General features: G+C 69.6%; 18 protein-coding genes. 9 read left to right on the top strand and 9 right to left on the bottom strand.

Translation table 11 applies throughout. The features are described from left to right. Positions 1-38 precede the first annotated feature (38 nt). Positions 39-803, top strand: coding sequence for an SDR family oxidoreductase (locus ACWF0M_RS10690; protein ID WP_452235385.1), 765 nt, complete (start codon positions 39-41; stop codon positions 801-803). A gap of 50 nt (positions 804-853) precedes the next feature. Here the strand turns inward: ACWF0M_RS10690 and ACWF0M_RS10695 are convergent, their stop codons facing one another. After that, positions 854-1,942: a DNA polymerase domain-containing protein gene (locus tag ACWF0M_RS10695; RefSeq protein WP_452235386.1), complete on the bottom strand. Its 1,089-nt coding sequence runs from the start codon at positions 1,940-1,942 to the stop codon at positions 854-856. 168 nt (positions 1,943-2,110) lie between these two features. On the opposite strand from ACWF0M_RS10695, the gene ACWF0M_RS10700 reads away from it, so the two are divergent. From ACWF0M_RS10700 to ACWF0M_RS10725, 6 genes are all read left to right on the top strand, one after another. Further along, a complete protein-coding gene (locus ACWF0M_RS10700) occupies positions 2,111-3,706 on the top strand; it encodes a M4 family metallopeptidase (protein ID WP_452235387.1) in 1,596 nt (531 codons plus the stop codon). A 111-nt stretch (positions 3,707-3,817) separates the two neighbouring features. Then, positions 3,818-5,545: an FAD-dependent oxidoreductase gene (locus ACWF0M_RS10705; RefSeq protein ID WP_452235388.1), complete on the top strand. Its 1,728-nt coding sequence runs from the start codon at positions 3,818-3,820 to the stop codon at positions 5,543-5,545. Then, the gene (locus ACWF0M_RS10710) at positions 5,538-6,902 is read left to right on the top strand and encodes an adenylate/guanylate cyclase domain-containing protein (protein WP_452235389.1); all 1,365 of its coding nucleotides are present in this window, start codon (positions 5,538-5,540) and stop codon (positions 6,900-6,902) included. Before ACWF0M_RS10705 ends, ACWF0M_RS10710 begins: the two co-directional genes overlap by 8 nt. 73 nt (positions 6,903-6,975) lie before the next feature. Beyond that, entirely contained in the window at positions 6,976-9,360 is a 2,385-nt protein-coding gene (locus tag ACWF0M_RS10715) for a lamin tail domain-containing protein (RefSeq protein WP_452235390.1), read from the top strand. A gap of 62 nt (positions 9,361-9,422) precedes the next feature. Continuing rightward, a complete protein-coding gene (gene msrB, locus ACWF0M_RS10720; protein ID WP_452235391.1) occupies positions 9,423-9,839 on the top strand; it encodes a peptide-methionine (R)-S-oxide reductase MsrB in 417 nt (138 codons plus the stop codon). Positions 9,840-9,902: 63 nt separating this feature from the next. Continuing rightward, positions 9,903-11,939 (top strand): AAA family ATPase, encoded by a 2,037-nt coding sequence (locus ACWF0M_RS10725; RefSeq protein ID WP_452235392.1) that lies wholly within the window; start codon positions 9,903-9,905, stop codon positions 11,937-11,939. On the opposite strand, the gene ACWF0M_RS10730 is transcribed toward ACWF0M_RS10725, so the two are convergent. Genes ACWF0M_RS10730 through hemE form a run of 5 tightly spaced genes read right to left on the bottom strand, consistent with a single transcriptional unit; the run spans position 11,936 to position 15,947 of the window. Then, positions 11,936-12,313, bottom strand: coding sequence for a VOC family protein (locus ACWF0M_RS10730; RefSeq protein ID WP_452235393.1), 378 nt, complete (start codon positions 12,311-12,313; stop codon positions 11,936-11,938). The two genes, ACWF0M_RS10725 and ACWF0M_RS10730, sit on opposite strands and share 4 nt — an antisense overlap. Beyond that, positions 12,313-13,008: a hydrogen peroxide-dependent heme synthase gene (gene hemQ / locus ACWF0M_RS10735; protein WP_452235394.1), complete on the bottom strand. Its 696-nt coding sequence runs from the start codon at positions 13,006-13,008 to the stop codon at positions 12,313-12,315. Before hemQ ends, ACWF0M_RS10730 begins: the two co-directional genes overlap by 1 nt. Then, on the bottom strand, positions 13,005-14,414 hold the full coding sequence (gene hemG / locus ACWF0M_RS10740) for a protoporphyrinogen oxidase (RefSeq protein ID WP_452235395.1): 1,410 nt from the start codon (positions 14,412-14,414) through the stop codon (positions 13,005-13,007). Before hemG ends, hemQ begins: the two co-directional genes overlap by 4 nt. Next, positions 14,411-14,905 carry a GNAT family N-acetyltransferase gene (locus tag ACWF0M_RS10745; protein ID WP_452235396.1) on the bottom strand — a complete coding sequence of 165 codons (495 nt, stop codon included), beginning with the start codon at positions 14,903-14,905 and terminating at the stop codon, positions 14,411-14,413. Before ACWF0M_RS10745 ends, hemG begins: the two co-directional genes overlap by 4 nt. Then, positions 14,892-15,947: a uroporphyrinogen decarboxylase gene (gene hemE / locus ACWF0M_RS10750; RefSeq protein WP_452235397.1), complete on the bottom strand. Its 1,056-nt coding sequence runs from the start codon at positions 15,945-15,947 to the stop codon at positions 14,892-14,894. Before hemE ends, ACWF0M_RS10745 begins: the two co-directional genes overlap by 14 nt. A 127-nt stretch (positions 15,948-16,074) precedes the next feature. Between hemE and ACWF0M_RS10755 the strand changes: the two genes are divergently transcribed. Together ACWF0M_RS10755 and ACWF0M_RS10760 are read left to right on the top strand one after the other, a co-directional pair. Beyond that, a complete protein-coding gene (locus ACWF0M_RS10755) occupies positions 16,075-16,677 on the top strand; it encodes a DUF3000 domain-containing protein (RefSeq protein WP_380196149.1) in 603 nt (200 codons plus the stop codon). After that, on the top strand, positions 16,674-17,945 hold the full coding sequence (locus tag ACWF0M_RS10760; RefSeq protein WP_452235398.1) for an HRDC domain-containing protein: 1,272 nt from the start codon (positions 16,674-16,676) through the stop codon (positions 17,943-17,945). Before ACWF0M_RS10755 ends, ACWF0M_RS10760 begins: the two co-directional genes overlap by 4 nt. A gap of 763 nt (positions 17,946-18,708) precedes the next feature. Here the strand turns inward: ACWF0M_RS10760 and ACWF0M_RS10765 are convergent. The 3 genes from ACWF0M_RS10765 to ACWF0M_RS10775 are packed head-to-tail and all read right to left on the bottom strand — an operon-like array spanning position 18,709 to position 20,545. Beyond that, entirely contained in the window at positions 18,709-19,200 is a 492-nt protein-coding gene (locus ACWF0M_RS10765) for a glutathione peroxidase (protein ID WP_452235534.1), read from the bottom strand. Between the two features lie 2 nt (positions 19,201-19,202). Beyond that, positions 19,203-19,874: a dienelactone hydrolase family protein gene (locus ACWF0M_RS10770; protein ID WP_452235399.1), complete on the bottom strand. Its 672-nt coding sequence runs from the start codon at positions 19,872-19,874 to the stop codon at positions 19,203-19,205. Further along, positions 19,871-20,545 carry a hypothetical protein gene (locus ACWF0M_RS10775; RefSeq protein ID WP_452235400.1) on the bottom strand — a complete coding sequence of 225 codons (675 nt, stop codon included), beginning with the start codon at positions 20,543-20,545 and terminating at the stop codon, positions 19,871-19,873. Before ACWF0M_RS10775 ends, ACWF0M_RS10770 begins: the two co-directional genes overlap by 4 nt. Positions 20,546-20,683 lie beyond the last annotated feature (138 nt).

Genomic DNA, 20,683 nt, shown 5'->3' on the forward strand with positions numbered 1-20,683 from the left:
GAGATGCGCGGCCGGGTGTGGTGCGGCAGGATGGTGGTGTGGACCTCGGACTGCGTGATCGCACGTACATCGTCACCGGCGCGAGTGCCGGACTCGGCTTCGCCACTGCCAAGGCGCTGGCTGCCGAAGGCGCCCGGCTGGTGATCTCCAGCCGCAACGAGGAGTCGATCACGCGTGCGGCGGCGGAACTGTCGGCCCTCGGCGGGAACGTCGTCGGGATCCCCGTCGACAACGCCGACCCGGACAGCGCCGAACGGCTGGCCGCGACCGCGATCGCCAAGTGGGGCGCACTGCACGGCGCGCTGATCAGCGTCGGCGGGCCGCGGGCCGGGACCGCGCTCGAGACGGACGAGGCGGACTGGCGGGCCGCGTTCGACAGCGTGTTCCTCGGCAGTCTGCGGATCGCGCGCGCGGTCGCCCGGGCCGGTGCCGAGGACACCTCGATCGCGTTCGTGCTCTCGTCGTCGGTGAAGTCCCCGATCCCCGGCCTGGCGATCTCGAACGGTCTGCGGCCCGGTCTCGCGATGGTGGCCAAGACGCTCGCGGACGAGCTCGGCCCGAACGGGATCCGGGTGAACGGCCTGCTGCCGGGCCGGATCGCGACCGACCGCCTGAAGGAGCTGGACGCCCGCGGCGGCGACCCCGACGCGACCCGGCGGGCCTCGGAGAAGACCATCCCGCTGCGCCGCTACGGCACCCCCGACGAGTTCGGCCGCGTTGCCGCGTTCGTCCTGTCCCCCGCAGCGTCGTACCTCACCGGCACCATCATCCCGATCGACGGCGGCGCCCTCCGCGCCTTCTGACCAGCCTCACCCCCATTGACACCCATCCGCCGAGACACGCCGCCAAAGTGTCAGTCCGCGATGCGGTTACCTTGCTCGTCCCAGTGCTCGGCGACCTTCTTGCTCGGCTGGACCCGCGGCGGCTCCCCCGGCATCTTCGGGTAGTCCGGCGGGAAGTTCAGCTCGCCGCCGGGAAGCTCCTCCCACAACCGCAGCAACGGCTCCAGCGGGTACGCCGTGTCGTCCATGTCCGCCCACGGATCGCCGTCGGCGAGGTAGTCGGGAACCGTGTGCAGGTTGAACGCCCGCGGGTCGTCGACGTCGGCGAGTCGCTCCCAGGTCATCGGCGTACTCACCGGCGCACCCGGTCGCGGCCGGAGCGACCAGGCGCCCGCGACCGTGCGGTCCCGAAGGTTCTGGTTGAAGTCGAGGAAGATCGACGCCTCGCCGCGTTCCTCCTTCCACCAGGCGGTGGTCACGCCGTCGTCGCGGCGTTCGAGCTCGCGGCCGAGGCCGATTGCGGCGTGCCGGACCTCGTCGAAGCTCCACTCGGGCCGGATCCGGACGTAGATGTGGATGCCCCGGTTGCCGCTGGTCTTCGGATATCCGCGCAGGCCCAGCTCCTCGAGGAGTTCACGGGCGACGCCGGCCACCCGCCGGGCGTCGGTGAAGGTCGCGCCGGGCTGCGGATCGAGGTCGAGGCGCAACTCGTCCGGGCGGTCGAGATCGCTGCTGCGGACGGCCCATGGGTGAAAGGTCAGCGTGCCCATCTGCGCGGCCCACACCGCGGCGGCAGGCTCGCTCAGGCACAGCTCGTCGATCGGGCGTCCGTTCGGCGTCAGGACGCGACAGGTCTCGAGCCAGTCGGGCGCACCCTTCGGGAGCCGCTTGGAGTAGAAGCCGTCCCCCGTCTGGCGGCCGGTCGCGTCCACCGAGAGCGTCATTCCTTCGCGCCACCCACCTGGCCAGCGTTCCAGTGCCACCGGACGGTCGCCGGACGCCCGCATGAACGCGGGAGCCACCGCGACGAAGTACTCGCAGACCTGCAGTTTGGTGACCTCCGCGGCCCAGTCGGTCGCCTCGTAGGCCACTCGATCGGGACTGGAGACGCGGACCTCCCGGTCCCCCACGGTGAGCATCACCGCTGTGCTCTTCGCCATGCGGTGACCGTATCCCCCCAGCCGGACAAAACCGGAGAATTTCCGTTGGGCGCACGGGAAAGGCAACTTTTCTCGACCTCTGGCCACGGTAGGTGACTGGGCGGTAACGTTCCTGCACCTCGTTCCTGGGGCGTGAGGCCTCCGGGACACCTGACAAGGAGCGCGAGGATGAACAGATCCGCCCTGATCGCCGCCGCCACGGCAGTGGTGACCGCTACCGCCCTAGGCCTGACGAGTGCCACCACAGCGACCGGCGCGCCAACGGCATCCCCTGTCCCCACCCCCGCCGCGGCCGTTGCCAAGGCCAAGGAAGCGATCAGCAGCAACCTGACCGCGTTGCGGGCCACCACGGCCGACGCGTTCGTGGTCAAGGACGTGATCGTCGACAAGGACGGCTCCAGCCACGTCCGGATGGACCGCACGATCGGGGGTCTCCCGGTCCTCGGCGGTGACGTGGTCGTGCACCAGTCGAAGGACGGCGCCTTCAAGGGGGCCAGCCTGTCGCTGGGCAGGAGCGCGAACGTCGCCCGTACGCCGAAGCTCAGCAGCGCGACCGCTGCCGCGAAGGCGCTCGCCAAGGGTCTGAAGGCCGACGGCAAGCCGAGTCTGGTGATCGAGGCCCGCAAGGGTGCGCCGCGGCTGGCCTACCTGGTTACAGCGGCCGGCACCCAGGCCGACGGTACGCCGAGCCGCGTCACGACGACGATCGACGCCCTGACCGGCGCGAAGCTGGTCAGCGAGCAGCACATCGAGACCGCGACCGGTGACGGCAAGAGCCTGTACAGCGGGACCGTGCCGCTCCAGACCTCCACGGCGACCGGCGGCTTCACGCTGACCGACGCGACCCGTGGCGGCGGCTTCACCGCAGACGCGAACAACAAGACCGACTCGGTCCTGTGCCAGCTCTTCGGTTTCGGCTGCACGGCCCCGACCAAGTTCATCGACGCGGACAACCACTGGGGCACCGGCCTCAACTCCGACCGCGCCACCGCCGCCGTCGACGCGCACTACGGCGCCGCGACGACGTACGACTACTACAAGAACGTCCACGGCCGGAACGGGATCTTCGGCGACGGCAAGGGCGTCCCGAGCCGCGTGCACTACGGCTCGAACTACGTGAACGCGTTCTGGGACGGCAAGCAGATGACGTACGGCGACGGCGACAACGTCGTGGCGGGTCCGCTGGTCTCGATCGACGTGGCCGGCCACGAGATGTCCCACGGCGTCACCGAGCACACCGCGAACCTCACCTACTCCGGTGAGTCCGGCGGCCTGAACGAGGCGACCAGCGACATCTTCGGCACCCTGGTCGAGTTCTACTCCAACAGCGCCGCCGACCCGGGCGACTACTACATCGGCGAGAAGATCATGAAGGACCGCCCGGCGCTGCGGTACATGGACAAGCCGAGCAAGGACGGCAACTCCGCCGACTGCTGGTCGTCCGGCGTGGGTAACCTCGACGTGCACTACTCGTCCGGTGTGGCGAACCACTTCGCCTACCTGCTGGCCGAGGGCACCGGCGCGAAGACGATCGGCGGACTGCCGCACAACGGGTCGACCTGCAACGGCACCACACTGACCGGTATCGGGCATGACAAGCTCGGCAAGATCTGGTTCCGCGCGCTGACGACGTACATGACGAGCGGTACGACGTACGCCCAGGCCCGGACCGCGACGCTGAACGCGGCCACCGACCTGTACGGCGCGAGCAGCCCCGAGCGCGCCGCCGTCGCCGCGACGTGGTCGGGTGTGAGCGTCAACTAGTGGGGTTTCGTCGGGTCCTGTCCCACTGGGGCGGACAGGACTCGACGAACAAACGTTTTGACCCCCTTTATTGCATTGCCACGGTGTTTGCGCGGACCTACCGTCGCAAACATGGGTGGGGTGCCCGGGGGTGGGTCTCGGCTGCGTACTGCGCGGCCGGTGCTGCTGGTTGTCGACGCTGACCCGGAGCGTCTGGAACGGTGCGAGACAGAGTTGGATCGCGGCTTCGGCGCGGACTTCCGGGTCCGCGGCGAGCTGACGGCGGCGGCCGCGCTCGACTGCCTACGGCGCGCGCACGACTGGGGGCAGCGAGTCGCCGTGGTGATGGTCGACCACGCGCTCCCGGACGACGAACGGGGCGAGATTCTCGCGGCGTCGCGGACACTGCATCCCGACGCGCGGCGGGCGCTGCTGATCGAGTGGGGTGCCTGGGCGGAGCGTACGACGGCGTCGGCGATCCTGTCCGCGATGTCGGTCGGCGACATCAACTACTACGTGCTGAAGCCGTGGATCGCGCACGACGAGCTGTTCCACCGCACCGTGGCGGAGTTCGTCCAGGAGTGGTCGCGGTACGAGGTCGCGAACCTCCGTGAGGTGGTCGTGATCGCGGCCAGTACGTCGGTGCGCGGTCAGGCCGTGCGCAGTCTGCTGGCCCGCAACGGGATCCCGAGCGCGTTCCGGGACAGTGGTTCGGCGCTCGCGAACGACGCCCTCGAGTACATCGGCGAGGCGGATCCCGGCGACGGGGTGCTGGTGTGGATGCCTGCGGTCGGCGGCCCGGTCCTGCACGATCCGACCGACGCGGAGATCGCCGAAGCGTGGGGCGTGCCGACCACCTTGGCCCCCGACGCGGACCGGTCGTTCGACCTGCTGGTCGTCGGTGCCGGACCGGGCGGGCTGGCCGCGGCGGTGTACGGGTCGTCCGAGGGGTTGCGGACGCTCGTCGTGGAGCGTGAATCCATCGGCGGACAGGCGGGGACGAGTTCGCTGATCCGCAACTATCTCGGGTTCTCGCGCGGCATTCGCGGGTCGGAGCTGGCACAGCGCGGATACCAGCAGGCGTGGGTGTTCGGGGCGCATTTCGTGTTGATGCGGACTGTGGAGCGGCTGGAGAAGCGTGGCGATCAGTTCGTCGCCGCGATCGAGGCGGCGGGTGAGGTCACGGCGCGGGCGGTCGTGCTCGCGAGCGGCGTGTCCTACCGCCGGCTCGACGTACCGTCGCTGGAGAAGCTCGTAGGCGCCGGGGTGTACTACGGCGCGAGCGTCTCCGAGGCGCACGGCTTGCAGGATCGGGACGCGTGCGTGGTCGGTGGCGGGAACTCGGCCGGGCAGGCGGTTCTGCACCTCGCGCGGTACTGCCGCCGGGTGCTGCTGGTGATCCGCGGTGGGGATCTGACGGCGAGCATGTCGAAGTACCTCATCGACGCGATCGATGCCGCCGACAACGTGTTCGTCCGGGCGTCGAGCGAGGTGACCGGCGGCGGTGGCGACGGGCGGCTGGAGTACGTCGTACTGCGGGATCGGCCGACCGGTGACGAGGAGACGGTTCCGATCGACGGGCTGTTCGTGATGATCGGCGCGGTGCCGGGAACCGATTGGCTGCCGGCCGAGGTGGCGCGGGACGCGCACGGTTTCGTGCTGACCGGGTCCGATGCCGCCGCGGATCCCCGGTGGCCCGAGGATCGGCCGCCGCAGCCGTACGAGACGACCGTTCCGGGGCTATTCGCGGTCGGCGACGTACGGAGCGAGTCGGTGAAGCGGGTGGCGTCGGCGGTCGGTGAGGGATCGGTGGTGGTCTCGCAGATCCACACGCATCTCAAGGTCCGCTCGGATGCCTGAGCGGAAGTTCGTCTACACACCGGCCATGGTCGGGCTGACCGCCCTGGTGCTGGTGCTGCCGCTCGTGGGACTTGTGCTGTTGCTGCAGCAGCCACGGCTCGACGTGCATTGGGAGCACCATCCGGCGCATTTCTGGCTTGTGCTGCTGACTGCCGCGCTGAGCGCCGTACTCGCCTATACGACCGGCGCCGCGGCACTGCGGCGAGGTGACGCGCGCGTCCTGTTCGTTTCGCTCGCGTTCCTGTCCGCGTCAGGCTTCCTCGGACTGCACGCGCTGGCGACGCCCAAGGTTCTGCTGGACACGCCGAACGTCGGCTTCACGCTCGCGACCCCAGTGGGTGTCGCGCTGGCGTCGGTGTTCGCGTTCCTGTCGAGCCTGACCGTCTCCGGCATCACCTGGGGGCGAAGGCTGCGGGTCGGTCTGCTCGTGCTGATGGCCTTATGGGCGACCGCTTCGGTGCTGCGGTTGTGGCCGCTGCACGCGACATCCGTCCCGGAAGTTGCCGACGGCATCCTCACCGTGCTCGCCGTACCGACGATTCTGCTGTACGGCGTGGCCGCGGCGAGGTACCTGCGGACGTGGTGGGCGCGGCCGTCGCTGATGCTGCTGTCGATGATCGCCGCGTTCGTACTGCTCGGCGAGGCGATGATCGCGCTGGTGTTCGCCCGGAACTGGGCGTTGTCGTGGTGGGAGTGGCACGTGCTGATGCTCAGCGCGTTCGTGCTGGTCGTCGTCGGGGTGCGGATCCAGTGGTACGAGGAGCGGTTCGCGGACCTGTACCAGGCGGACACGGTGTCCGGACGGCGCGAGCTGAGCGTGCTGTTCGCGGACCTGCAGGGGTTCACGTCGTTCTCGGAGCAGCATGACCCGTCCGAGGTCACGGCGATGCTCAACACGTACTTCAAGGTCGTCGTACCGGAGGTCGTGCGACGGCACGGCGGCGACGTGGACCGGATCATCGGCGATGCGTTGATGGTGACGTTCAACAAGCGTGGTGACCAGCCGGACCACGCGCAGCGAGCGGGCGAGGCCGGGCTCGCACTGCAGGCGGCGGCCGCCGCCGTACAGGACGCGCATCCGAACTGGCCGCGGTTCCGGGTCGGGATCAACAGCGGGATCGCGTCCGTGACGCTGCTCGGGACGGAAGGTGGGAGAACGCATACCGTGATCGGCGACACCGTGAACGTCGCGTCGCGGATCGAGGGCAAGGCTCCGGGTGGGACGGTTGCGATCGGCGCGGCGACGAAGGCGTTGCTGCCGGAGGCCCGCACCGAGTCCCTCGGGCTGGTCAGTTTGAAGGGAAAGGCCGAGCCGGTCGAGGTGTACCGGTTGCTGGCGCTGCGCGGCGGCGAATGATCACCCCTGCCTTCGGCACGTGTTCACGTGTTGGACCTTGGAACGACCTCGTGCCGGTGTGAGAATCCGGGCCATGTCTGCCCTGTACCGACCGCGGCGCCGCCTGGGCGCTCTCGTGGTCACTTCGAGTCTCGTCTTAGCCGGCGCCGCCGTACTGATCGCGCGGCCCGCCGACGCTGCATCCACCGATGTGCTCATCACCGAGGTGTACGGCGGTGGCGGCAACAGCGGCGCGCCGTACCAGAACGACTTCGTGGAGCTGACCAACAACAGCTCGGCCCCGGTCGACGTGAGCGGCTGGTCGATCCAGTACGCCTCCTCGGCCGGCTCGACGTGGCAGGTGACGAAGCTGACCGGCAGCATCGCGCCCGGTACGGCGTACCTGGTCCAGGAGGGCGGCGGCACCAACGGCCAGCCGATGCCGACGCCGAACGTGACCGGGACGATCCCGATGTCCGCGAGCGCAGGCAAGATCGCACTGGTCACGAACCAGACCGCGCTCGCCTGCGGCGCCACCTGCCACGCCGACGCGGGCGTCAAGGACTACGTCGGCTACGGCACCGCGACGGACTCCGAGACCGCACCCGCGCCCGGCCTGTCGAACACGACCTCGGCCGCGCGGGTCGACCCGAAGCAGGACACCGACAACAACAGCGTCGACTTCACCGCGGGCAACCCGTCGCCCGGCACGCTGACCGGTGGACCGGCCGAACCGCCGGTCGACGCGAAGATCCACGACATCCAGGGCGCCGCGCACCGGTCGCCGCTGGACGGCAAGAAGGTCGCGAACGTCACCGGTGTGGTGACGGTGAAGGGCAGCAACGGGTTCTGGTTCCAGGACCCGCAGCCGGACGCCGACCCGGCCACCAGCGAGGGCCTGTTCGTGTTCACCAGCGCCGCGCCGACGGTCTCCGTGGGCGACGCCGTGACGGTCGAGGGCTCGGTCGCCGAGTTCCGCCCGGGCGGCTCCGGCGGTACGACGAACCTCACGACCACCGAGCTGACCAACCCCAAGGTCACCGTGACCGGGACCGCCGCCGTACCGGCACCGACCATCGTCGGACCGGGCGGACGCGTGCCGCCGTCGACCGTCATCGAGGACGACGCATCCGGTGACGTGGAGACGACCAGCACCGCGTTCGACCCGGCCGGCGACGGCCTGGACTTCTGGGAGTCGCTGGAGGGCATGTGGCTGGGCATCGACCAGCCGGAGGTCACCGGCCCGACGAGTTCGTTCCGCGAGCTGTCCGTCGTACCGGCTGGTGCCGGCGTACGCACGGTGCGCGGCGGGATCCTGCTGCAGAAGACCGACAGCAACCCGGAGCGGGTGCTGCTGGACGACGTACTGACGCCGATCCCGGACGCCAAGACCGGTGACAAGCTCGCCGGTGTGGTGACGGGGGTCCTCGACTACTCGTTCGGCAACTTCAAGCTGCTGCCGACCACGACGCCGACCGTGATCGACGGCGGGGTCGAGCGCGAGACGACCAAGGCCTCGTCGCCGGTGCAGCTGTCGGTGGCGACGTTCAACGTGGAGAACCTGGACCCGTCCGACGGTGACGCCAAGTTCGACGGGCTGGCGCAGGCGGTCGTGCACAACCTCGCGTCGCCGGACATCCTCGGTCTCGAGGAGGTCCAGGACGACGACGGCGCGGTCAACTCCGGTACGACGAGTGCGGAGAAGACGCTCGGCCTGCTGACCGCGGCGATCGTGAAGGCGGGCGGGCCGGAGTACACCTGGAAGCAGATCGACCCGGTGAACAACCAGGAGGGCGGTGAGCCGGGCGGCAACATCCGGGTCGCGTTCCTGTACCGGACCGACAAGCCGGTGAAGTTCGTCGACACGCCTGGCGGGACCTCGACGACGCCGACCACGATCGTCACCGACCCCGCCGGCCGGCCGCACCTGAGCTCGTCGCCGGGCCGGATCGACCCAGCCAACCCGGCCTGGGCCGCCACCCGGGTGCCGCTCGCGGGCGAGTTCAAGTGGCACGGGCAGACCGTGTTCGTGGTCGTGAACCACTTCAGCTCCAAGGGCGGCGACAACCCGCTGTGGGGCCGCTTCCAGCCGCCGGTGCAGGTGACCGCCGAGAAGCGGCACCAGCAGGCCGCCTCGGTGCGCGGGTTCGTCGACCAGATCCTGGCCAAGGACAAGGGCGCCAACGTCGTCGTCCTCGGTGACCTGAACGACTTCGACTGGTCGGAGACCGCGGACATCCTGGTCGGCGCGGGCAAGACCGCGCTGATCGACCTGCCGCGGACGCTGCCGCTGAACCAGCGGTACAGCTACGTGTTCGAGGGCAACAGCCAGATCCTCGACCAGATCCTGATCTCGCAGAACCTGCGGCCGGCGTCGGTGTACGACGTCGTGCACATGAACGCGGAGTTCCCGGACCAGATCTCCGACCACGACCCGCAGGTGGTCAAACTGATCCCGCTGCCCTCCTGGGTCAGATAACCGGAGTCTTACGTGCGGCGCCCGGGCGGGGTTTTCCTTGCCCGGGCGCCGATACTGGTGACGTGACAGATCAGACCAAGCAGTACGCCGTACAGAAGTCCGATGCGGAGTGGAAGGCCGAGCTCTCCCCCGCCGAGTTCCACGTGCTGCGCAAGGCCGGCACCGAGCGGCCGTTCGTCGGTGAGTACACCGACACCAAGACGGTCGGCGTGTACAAGTGCCGGGCCTGTGACGCGGAGCTGTTCCGGAGCGAGACCAAGTTCGACTCGCACTGCGGCTGGCCGTCGTTCTTCGCGCCGCTCGCCGAGGACCGGGTCGAGTACATCGAGGACCACGACCTCGGTATGAAGCGCGTCGAGGTCCGCTGCGCCAACTGCGGCTCCCACCTCGGCCACGTCTTCGAGGGCGAGGGCTACGGCACCCCCACCGACCTCCGCTACTGCATCAACAGCATCAGCCTCACGCTCGACCCGGCTTGACCTCCGCCGGGCCCGGTCGGGTTCTAGACTGGGGCGGCTGGTGGATCCTGGGGAAGGAAATTGGTGGCTGACGACGTCCGTAGTCCGCGGGTTCTCGATGTGCTGGCGGCGGAGACGCCGTGGGAGGTTCCGGGTGAATGGCTGGCCCGCGTCCGGGTGCAGCTCAAGGCCTGGGCCGACGACCCCGAGGCGCTGCGGCCGTTGCGCCCGGAGGCGTTCCCGGACTTCGTCAAGGGCACGCCCGCCGCGGTCTGGTACACCCATCAGATCGCTCCGCTGCTGACCGGCTGGATCCCGGTCCTGCACGGTGAGTACGCGGACCTGTCGACCGAGCTCACCCACGAGTTCTACCGGCCGTCGTCCCGCCTCGGCGGCAGCGGCCACGTGATCTACGCGGCGCAGACCGACTGGCACCTGCAGGCGATCGCCGGCGCCCGCGGCTTCCGCGAGAACGGGCGCAGGCACGCGCTGCAGCTGTCCCGCAACGTCGCCGCGCTGTTCGTCGACGCTCCCCCGATGGCAGCCCGCGCCACGGCCCTGACCGCTGCGTTCGACCGCGTCCTGGCCAAACGTGAGCTCACCGAGCTGCACGTCACCGGCGAGTACGACGACATCGCGAAGTACTGGCGTACCGAGGCGCTCACGGACTCCGAGCGCGCCGTACTGCCCGAGCTCGCCGGCCCCACCGCCGCCCTGCGCTATTCGTTGAACGCGGTCCGGGACACGCACGCCCGGATGCTGATGCTGAGCCCGGACGAGTACGCCGGCGACTTCGCCCAGGTGCTGGCCGAGCTGATCCTGGCCACCGGGCTGCGCGGGATCCCGAAGTCCGTCGCGACCGTCCTCGGCGACTCCGCGGTCGACGTCCACAAGGCGCTCCAGGAGATCGACCCGACCTTCACGCTGCACGCCTGGCACGGCCACATCAACCAGTGGATGTCCCGCGCGATCCGCAACGGCCAGGCGCCGCTCGCCCGGTCCTGGGGCGCTGCCGCCGCGCGGGTCGGCGTACACCTGTCCGGTGTCCTCAACCGGGCGCCGTGGCCGGAGCCGGAGGTACCGGATCTGACCACGCTGTTCCGCATGCTCGACCGGGAGCGCTGGAGCGCCCTCGAGAACCAGGCCGCAGCCAGCCAGGAGGCCTCGCTCTCGGCCGCCTGGAACGACGTCAAGAAGGACGAAGACGACAAGGCCGGCGACGCAGCGGGTGCCCCGTTCGACGGTCCGCTGCCGACGCCGCTCGACTTCGGCGACAACCCGCTGGCCGAGCTCGACTCGCTGATCGGCCTGGAGTCGGTCAAGGACGCGGTCCGCCGGATGGTCGCCGAGGTGAAGACGAACCTGCGCCGCACCGAGCTCGGCCTGCCGAGCCACGAGCGCGCCCGGCACATGGTGTTCGTCGGCAAGCCCGGTACGGCGAAGACCACGATCGCTCGTCTGCTCAGCCGGATCTACCACCAGCTCGGCGTCCTCGAGAAGGGTCACGTGGTCGAGGTCGACCGCTCCGACCTGGTCGGCGCCGGCGTCGGTTCGACCGCTCCGATGACCGCGGCCAAGTTCCGCGAGGCGCTCGGCGGCGTCCTGTTCATCGACGAGGCGTACAGCCTGACGCCGGAGAACACGCCCGGCGACTACGGCCTGGAAGCGGTCGCGACGATCCTGAAGCTGATGGAGGACCATCGCAACGACTGCATCGTGATCGTCGCCGGATATCACCGCGAGATGCAGCGGTTCATGGAGTCGAACACCGGTCTGCAGTCCCGGTTCCCGAAGCTGCTGTCGTTCGCCGAGTACGACACCGACCAGTTGGTCGGCATCTTCGAGCTGCAGGCCCGGCAGAAGGGCATGATCTACGGCGAGGAAGTGCTGGACAAGGTCCGCGCCGTCATCCCGCCCGCGCCGCGTGGCCACAGCTTCGGTAACGGCCGTTTCATCCGGAACGTGCTCGAGGAGGCGGTCTCCAACCAGGCCACCCGGCTGTCCTCGAGCGACCCGGACAAGCTCACCGAGCGGGACCTGCGCGAGCTGATCCCGTCCGACGTCCGGCCGCCGACGTCAATGCGCGCCGAGGACTACCTGCTGCAGAAGCCGGGAACCTAAACCGGCGTGGCGAGCGCCACCGGGTTGCCTTCCGGGTCGGCGAGGTACGCCTGGCGCTCGCCCCACGGCATCGTGGCCGGCTCCTGCAGGACCGGGTGGCCGGCCGCGCGGAAGCGTTCCACCTCCGCGTCGACGTCGTCGACGTACACGAACAGCTCGAAGCGTGGCGCCGTACCGACTGTGATGCCGAGCTGGGCCTCGGGCCAGTTCGCGTCGGACAGGCCGAGGGACGAGTCGCCGCGCTCCAGGCCGACGTAGTGCGGGTCCCCCTCCAGCGGGAACTGGTACGTCGATTCGTAGCCGAGAAGCGTGTAGAACTCGACGGACCGGCGTACGTCGGACACGTAAAGCACCGGAAAAGCCTTGCGATGCATCACACCAGGTTAGCGATCAGCTCGCTGATTTCTGCGCGTTTGCCGGTGTAGAACGGGATCTCCTCGCGGACGTGCCGGCGGGCCGTCGACGCGCGCAGGTCCCGCATCAGGTCGACCATCCGGTGCAGCTCGTCGGCCTCGAAGGCGAGGATCCACTCGTAGTCGCCGAGCGCGAACGACGCCACGGTGTTCGCCCGCACGTCCGGGTAGGTGCGCGCCATCTTGCCGTGCTCGGCGAGCATGAACCGGCGCTCCTCGTCCGGCAGCAGGTACCACTCGTAGGACCGCACGAACGGGTACACGCAGATGTACGGCCGCGGCTCCTCGTCGGCCAGGAACGCCGGGATGTGGCTCTTGTTGAACTCGGCCGGGCGGTGCAGGGCGAACTGCGACCAGACCGGCACCAGGTGCCGCCCGAGCCGAGAACGCCGCAACTGGTGGTACGCCTTCTGCAGTGCGTCCGACGTCGGCGCGTGCCACCAGATCATGAAGTCGGCGTCCGCCCGGAAGCCTTCGAGGTCGTAGAACCCGCGGATCACCACGTCGTCGGCGGCGAGCTTCCCGACCAGATCGTTCAGCTCGGCGGTCAGCTCGTCCCGGTCGACGTCACCGAGCGGCGTCTCGACCTTGAACACCGACCAGAGGGTGTAGCGGATCACGTCGTTGAGCTCACGGGCTTTCGGCTTACCAGTCACGACTTCATTGTCTCCAATGCGTTCAGGTGTTCCCGCACCCGGGTGGCCGCCTTGCCACCCGAGGCCACACACGCGGCGATCCCGACACCCCGGTACGCCGCCCCGCAGACCGCCAGCCCGGGTACGCCGGCCACCGCGGCCTCCACCCGGTCCACGCGATCCAGGTGCCCGACGGCGTACTGCGGAAGACCACCGCCCCACCGCGTCACCAATGAGCCGACTGGGGGCGCAGTGAGCCCGATGGCTTGCTGCAGGTCGGACACCGCGAGCTGAACCAGCTCCTCGTCGGACCGCTGCAGCACGTACTCCTCACCGAGCCGACCGACCGAGGCACGCAGTACCGCGAGCTCTCCCCCGGCCTCCCCGGACCACGCCCACTTGGCGTGCGAGTACGTCGACGCCTTGATCGTCCGGCCCTCGACGGTCGGGACGAGGAACCCCGACCCGGTGGCCTCCGACGGCCAGTCCCGCTTCCGGACGGCGAGTGTGACGATCGCCATGCTCGCGTACTCCACCGCAGCCAGCTCGGTCGATGCCGCGGGCACCAACTCCCCCAGCATCCGTCCGGCCGGGGCAGCCGGTACGGCGACCACGACCGCATCCGCCGTCAGGTACGTCGGCGCGGGCACCGGTCCCGCCTCCAGCTCGAACCCGTCGGCGGTCCGCGAGATCCGGCGTACGGCGAGCTTGGTGCGGATGTCGACGCCGCGGGCGGTCAGGTCCTGCTCGAGGGCGCCGATCAGACGGTTGATGCCGCCGACGAGGCCGGCGAAGACGGGTTGGCCGGCGCGCTTCTGGCCCAGTTCGCGCAGTTCGGCCGTGGCGGCGAGCAGGCTCGGCGCGGTCCGCAGCTTCGCGTACAGGTCGGGTACGGCGGCGGCAAGCGAGATCTCTTCGGCCTTCCCGGCGTACACCCCGCCGAGCAGCGGGTCGATCAGCTTGTCGGTCACCGCGGACCCCATCCGCTCGGCGACGAACCGCCCGATCGCCACGTCCTCTGTCAGGGCGGGCGCGGGCAGCTGAGCCTCGTGCGCGACCTGCTCGGCGGCCGCGTCCCCGAGTACGTCGGCGGTCGCGGCCGGATCGACCGGGACGCCCATCACGGTCGGCGGGATCGCGCGGATCCGGTCACCGACCCACAGCCCGGCCGAGGTCGTTGCCGGATGCACCAGGTCGTCCCCGAGCCCGACGGCCCGGATCAGCTCGACCGCCTCCGGCCGCCGCGCCAACACCGACTCGGCGCCCAGGTCGACCGGCACACCCTCGATCGCGTCCCCGGCCAGCTTCCCGCCGAGCCGCGGCGACCCTTCGAGGACCGTGATCCGCGGCGGGTTCGGCCCGAGCGAAAGCGCGTGCGCCGCCGCGAGCCCACTGATCCCGCCACCGACCACTACAACCCGGTTCACAGGCTCAACTCGTACTTCGTGCCAGGTCCAAGGTCGGTGCTGCTGCTGCCGACCGGGCGGAACCCGTTGCGCGTCAGCACCGCCTGCGAGGCGCCGTTGTGATCCGAAGCCCCGGCCGTCAGCGCGGTCAGTCCGTAGGTCGGCGCAAGCTCGATCAACGCTCGCACCGCAGCCGTCGCGAGGCCCTTCCCGGCCCACTTCTCGGCGATCCGGTAGCCCAGCTCGGCGGATCCGTTCTCGAGATCCATCAGGTTCACCCGGCCGACCACCGCCCCGGACCCGTCGACCAGCACATGGAAGCGGCAGATGCCGGCCTCCTGCTCGGCGAGCAGGGCGGCGTGGCGAGTCGCGTAATCCGTGAAGAACTCGTCGCCGCGGTCCCAGATCCACGAGGCGAAGTACTGCCGGTTCTCCTGCTCGAAGGCCAGTACGGCGTCCGCGTGGTCCGCGGTCAGCGGCTCCAGGGTTACCTCGTAATCAGGCAGGTACATGAGCCGACTTCGTCTGGACGTACTCCACGATCCGGCGCAACACCTCGGGATCGGCGTCCGGCGGGACGCCGTGGCCGAGGTTGAAGATGTGACCAGGCGCGGCCTTGCCCTCGACGAGGATCCGGTCGATCTCGGGCTCGATCGCCTCCCACCCGGCGAACAGCAGCGCCGGGTCGAGATTGCCCTGCACCGGCTTCGGGCCCGCTCTCCGCACCGCTTCATCGAGCGGGACGCGCCAGTCGACACCGACGACATCGGCCCCGGCCGCGCTCATCAGACCGAGCAGCTCGCCCGTGTTCACGCCGAAGTGCACCCGCGGTACGCCGTACTCCTTGAGCGCCTCGAACACCTTCGCGGAATGCGGCAGCACGAACCGCTCGTAGTCGCGCGGCGACAACCCACCGGCCCACGAGTCGAACAGCTGGATCGCGGACGCGCCGGCCTCGACCTGCACCGCGAGATACGCGATCGCGACGTCCGCCAGCCGGTCGGCCAGCGCATGCCACAGGTCCGGGTCGCGGTGCATCATCGCCTTGGTCTTCGCGAAGTCCTTGCTCGGCCCGCCCTCGACCAGGTACGACGCGACCGTGAACGGGGCACCGGCGAACCCGATCAACGGCGTACCGCCGAGCTCGCCCACCAACTGCTGCACGGACTCCGTGGTGAACGAGACGTCGCTCGGAGTGACCGGGCGGACCCTGGAAACCCCCTCGGCGTCCCGGATCGGGTCCGCGACGACCGGGCCGACGCCCGGCTTGATCTCGACGTCGAACCCGGCCGCCTTCAGCGGGAGCACGATGTCGGAGTAGAAGATCGCCGCGTCGACGCCGTAACGGCGGACCGGCTGCAGCGTTATCTCGACGACGAGGTCGGGCCGCATACAAGACTCGAGCATCGTGATGCCCTGACGCAGCGCGCGGTACTCGGGCAGCGCGCGCCCGGCCTGCCGCATGAACCACACGGGAGTGTGCGGCACCGGCTCACCCCGGGCGGCGAGCAGATAGGCGGAACGGTCCGGAGTGGAGAGTGGTGTCACGGGCACACAGCGATGATCCCACGCGGTGACCAGCGCGGGATCAGCGCCTGGTGACCCGGTCGCTTCCGGCATACACACAGCTACCGGCGCGTCTTAGCAGGCGGCGGTGAGTAATCAGTCGTAGGCTGCCGACATGGGTGCCCGCAAGCAGGTCGACGCGCCACCCGCGGAGTTCGCCGAGGCAGTCTCGCAGTTACGAGGTGCCCGGTTCCGGCCCGAGGTTTTCGTCGAGGAGATGCCCGCACCGCAGCGGATCGCACCGCATGCGGCGGCGGTCAGCGCCGACGTGACGGTCGACGGTGACGATGTCGCCACCGGCCGTCTGGTCGTCCTCTACGATCCGGCCGGGAACGACGCCTGGCAGTCGACCTTCCGCTGTGTCGCGTACGTGCGCGCTGCCGTCGAACCGGAGATGGTGACGGACGCGCTGCTCGGTGGCGTGGGCTGGACCTGGCTGATGGAGGCCCTGGCCGACCGCGGTGCCGACTTCCTGGCCCCGAGCGGTACCGTCACCAGGGTGGTATCCGAAAGCTTCGGCGGCATGGCCGACGACGACGCGACCGCGGAGATCGAGATCCGCGCGTCCTGGAGTCCCGTGCCCGGCCCCGGTGGGCTGGTCGATGTGACCCGGCATGCCGAGGCCTGGGGCGAAGTGCTGTGTACGGCGGCCGGACTGCCGCCGGTGCCGCCGGGGGTGGTCGCGATGCCGACCCGGCGTGGACAGCGGGGCCGATGAGCCCAGCTGACACCCAGCCGTCTGTACCGGACGACCCCGCGGCGCAGAACCAGGAAGTGGACCTGCCCCTGCTCGAACTCAGGGACGGGCTGTCGGAGGTGATCGACTCCGATCCCGCGCTCACCGAGATCGTCGAGGCGTTCCGCTCCGGCACGGGTCCGGTGGCTGTCGACGCAGAGCGCGCCTCCGGCTACCGCTACTCGCACCGCGCGTACCTGGTCCAGTTGCGCCGTGAGGGCTCCGGCTCCGCGCTCGTCGACCCGATCCCGTTCGGGGACCTGTCCGGGCTCGGCGACGCGATCGTCGACACCGAATGGATCATTCACGCCGCGAACCAGGACCTGGCCTGCCTGGCCGAGGTCGGGATGGTGCCGCGGCAGGTGTTCGACACCGAACTCGCCGGCCGCCTGCTCGGCTACCCGAAGGTCGGGCTCGCCTCGCTCGTGAGCGAAGTACTCGGCTACCGGATGCGCAAAGAGCACTCCGCGGCCGACTGGTCGACCCGGCCGCTCCCGGCGCCCTGGCTGGTGTACGCCGCCCTGGACGTCGAGATGCTGATCGAGCTGCGGAACGCGATCGAGCAGGAGCTGCACCGCGAAGGCAAGTGGGAATGGGCCGTGCAGGAGTTCGCCGCGATCCTGGACGCTCCCCCGCGGGAGCCGAAACCGGACCCGTGGCGCCGTACGTCCGGTATGCACCGCGTCCGGAACCGCCGCAGCCTCGCCACCGTCCGGGCGCTGTGGGAGGCCCGCGACCAGATCGCCGAGTCCGCCGACATCTCCCCCGGCCGCGTACTGCCGGACGCGGCGATCGTCGAGGCGGCGTCCGCGATGCCGACCGACCGCGACACGCTGCAGAAACTCACCGCCTTCAAGGGCCGGGGCGCGCACCGCCACATGCGGGCCTGGTGGGAGGCGATCGACCACGCCCGCAAACTCCCCGACTCCGAGCTCCCCAAGCAGGGCCCGAGGTACGACGGCCCGCCGCCGGCCCGCGCCTGGGCCGACCGCGACCCGGACGCCGCAGCCCGCCTGTCGGCCGCCCGGGCCGCCGTCGCCGAGATCGCCGAGGCGCACCGGCTCCCCACGGAGAACCTCCTCGCCCCGGACACGATCCGCCGCCTGGCCTGGTCCCCACCACCGGACCTGAACCTCGAGGTGGTCACGACCTTCCTCCGAGACCACCACGCCCGCGAGTGGCAGATCGCCCTCACCGCCGACGTCCTCACAGCAGCAATGGCAACCGAGGCCAAGAAACCCCTCGACTAGCCCGGTCCGTGCCGCCGGCCGGCCAGACCGAGCGCGACGAGAGCCCCCACACGAGGGGATATCCCTCGGTGTTGTGCCTTCTCCGTTGGTACTAGAGGGGAGAACCCACAACACCAGGGGATATCCGGCTCTTGTGACTGATATGTGGGTGGTCGCCGGGTTCCAGGGCGGCGCCGGGCTTGATGTGATGTGCACGCTCGACAGGACATGTCCAGTGAACGGGTAGTGCACCTGAGCGTGAACGCGCCCGTGCGTACACCGTCTCACCGGTGCACTACCTGTCGAGCGTGCACATCACCCCGGCCGCGAGCACCCGTCCCGCCACCAGCCCCCTCCCCCAGCCGGGGCAGCCAGCCGGCAACACAGCACCCACCCATCCATCCATCCAGCAAGAGAACCGGATATCCCCTGGTGTTGTGGGTTCTCCCCTCTAGTACCAACGGAGAAGCCACAACACCGACGGATATCCCCTCGTGTGCGGAGGCCCTCGCCGCGCCCGGCCGGGCCCAGCCGGTGGCACGGACCGGGCGGTGCATGCCGGGTCCGGTGCGTGCGGAGGTGGTGGGGTGGGGACAGGGGCTGGTGGGCGGAGACAGGAAATTTCCGGTTCTAGATCTCCACGTTCTGTCTCAAGTCCCCGGATGCCGCCACCAGCACCCACACATCGAACCGGAGAGCCGGATATCCGGTCTTCTGCCGGATGTGTGGGTGTTGTGGTGCCGGTTGGGTGATCGGGCTGGTGGCGAGATGGCTGCTCGCGGTGCTACTTGGTTGGGAGTTGGGCCTCGATGGCGGTGACTACCTCGTCGGACTCCGGCTCGGTGCGGGGGCGGAAGCGGGCGGCGACGGTGCCCTCGGGGCTGATCAGGAACTTCTCGAAGTTCCACTGGATGTCGCCGGCCTCACCCGCGGCGTCAGCAGTCTGCGTGAGCTCGTCGTACAGCGGGTGCCTGCCCTCACCGTTCACCTCGAGCTTGTCGAGCATCGGGAACGTCACGCCGTACGTCGTGGAGCAGAAGGTGTCGATCTCCTCGGCGGTGCCGGGCTCCTGGCCGCCGAACTGGTTGCACGGGGCGCCGAGCACGGTGAAGCCGCGCGACGCGTACTTCTTCTGCAGGTTCTCCAGGCCCTCGTACTGCGGCGTGAGACCGCACTTCGACGCCACGTTCACGACGAGGACGGCCTTGCCCTTGTAGTCGCCGAGGGAGGTCGCGGCGCCGGACAGGGTGGTCAACGGAATGTCGTACAGGCTCATGCTCATCCTTGGGAGGTTGGGAGGTGACGGGCAAGAAAGTCTTCGGTACGTCGCCACGCAAGCGCGGACGCCTCGGCGTGGTGGAACATCGGGAGCGGGTTGTCGAACGCGTGCCCGGCACCGTCGTATCGGTAGATCTCGACGTCACCCAGCGCGGGGACGATCGCGTCGACGTCGAGGTACGCGTCGGTGTTCCCGAAGTGGTGCAGGCTGGTCGCGCTCACCTGCGGGGCAAGCTCGAGCAGACCGGGAAGCGCGGAGCCGTAGTAGCTCACGAGGACGTCAGGCGACGACACGGCTGCGACGTTGTAGCCCAGCCCGCCGCCGAAGCAGAAGCCGACCACCCCGGTGCCCTTGCCCCGCGCCTTCAGGTACTCCAGCGCAGCGACGGCGTCCTTCACGGCCTGGTCCCAGTCGAGGCGTCCGACGATGTTCATCGCGCGTGGCAGGAGCTCCGGCGAGGACTCGTCCAGGTCGGTGTCGTCCAGGCGCCAGTAGATGTCCGGCGCGATCACGTAGTACCCGAGGGCGTGCAGGTCCGCTGCGCGGTGCTTGATGTAGTCGGAGACGCCGAAGATCTCTTGCAGCAGCAGGACTCCTGGTGCCTCGGTGTCAGCAGATCCCCACTCGTGGACCGGTAGCAGACCTGAACCGGTATCGATCTCCGATGTCACACCGTGAAGCGTACGACCTCATGCGTAATCGGTTCGGGTGCGGGTGCAGGTGCGGGCATCCACGCCTTGGTCTCGGCGATCGCGTCGAGGAGCAGCTGGTACAGGCGGTCGTCCGGGTCCGGTACGCACGCCTGCGAGATGCCCTCGACCGCACACGAGACCGCGCGCGGCGCCGTACGGCGGGCGAAGTCCGGGGTCGCGCGCCGCCCGCGGGCCGTGAAGGACCGCGCCCACTTGGTCGCCGACGGGACCGCCTCCAGCACCGCGAGCGAATCCGGCTCGATGTCATCGATCGGCCGGCCATCGATGATGGCGAGCTGCTTCTCCCCCACCAGCAGGGCGACGGCCAGGATGTACTGGCGCTCCTGCGAGACGATCGGCAGCGCGTGCTGGATGCAGCGCGCGGTCACCCGCGGCACGACGTGCGGGTCGTCAGGCGTCAGCCCGATCACCGACGGGATCAACGGAGCCAGCCGGGACCGGCCGGAATCCGTCGTGCAGTCGTTCACGTCGCGCGCGACGCCCGCCAGCAGCGGATGTGTACAGGACGGATGGTCCGACCACGGCTCTCCGGCCAGGTAGGACGCGAACTCCATGAAGCAGGCACCCTTGCGCGGACTGCGGTGTTTCCCCCGGCTCAGGACCGGCACGGACAGATCAAGATTGTTCATGGAACAACTCCAGTAACGCGGACCTTGGAGTCCAGCATGCGCCCAATTGCGCCGCATTGCCACGGCTAACTGCTTTGTGAGCCGACGCACAGGCGTGGGTACTTTGGCTCTTCTGTTACTCACGGGTAGCATCGGGGT

Source organism: Kribbella sp. NPDC055110 (assembly GCF_053607525.1).

Coding starts and splice junctions, on each gene's coding strand:
- ACWF0M_RS10755 (WP_380196149.1), top strand. CDS start 16,075: ATGGGTGCCCGCAAGCAGGTCGACGCGCCACCCGCGGAGTTCGCCGAG.
- ACWF0M_RS10765 (WP_452235534.1), bottom strand. CDS start 19,200: ATGAGCCTGTACGACATTCCGTTGACCACCCTGTCCGGCGCCGCGACC.
- ACWF0M_RS10760 (WP_452235398.1), top strand. CDS start 16,674: ATGAGCCCAGCTGACACCCAGCCGTCTGTACCGGACGACCCCGCGGCG.
- ACWF0M_RS10775 (WP_452235400.1), bottom strand. CDS start 20,545: ATGAACAATCTTGATCTGTCCGTGCCGGTCCTGAGCCGGGGGAAACAC.
- ACWF0M_RS10700 (WP_452235387.1), top strand. CDS start 2,111: ATGAACAGATCCGCCCTGATCGCCGCCGCCACGGCAGTGGTGACCGCT.
- ACWF0M_RS10710 (WP_452235389.1), top strand. CDS start 5,538: ATGCCTGAGCGGAAGTTCGTCTACACACCGGCCATGGTCGGGCTGACC.
- ACWF0M_RS10730 (WP_452235393.1), bottom strand. CDS start 12,313: ATGCATCGCAAGGCTTTTCCGGTGCTTTACGTGTCCGACGTACGCCGG.
- ACWF0M_RS10705 (WP_452235388.1), top strand. CDS start 3,818: ATGGGTGGGGTGCCCGGGGGTGGGTCTCGGCTGCGTACTGCGCGGCCG.
- ACWF0M_RS10695 (WP_452235386.1), bottom strand. CDS start 1,942: ATGGCGAAGAGCACAGCGGTGATGCTCACCGTGGGGGACCGGGAGGTC.
- ACWF0M_RS10715 (WP_452235390.1), top strand. CDS start 6,976: ATGTCTGCCCTGTACCGACCGCGGCGCCGCCTGGGCGCTCTCGTGGTC.
- ACWF0M_RS10745 (WP_452235396.1), bottom strand. CDS start 14,905: ATGTACCTGCCTGATTACGAGGTAACCCTGGAGCCGCTGACCGCGGAC.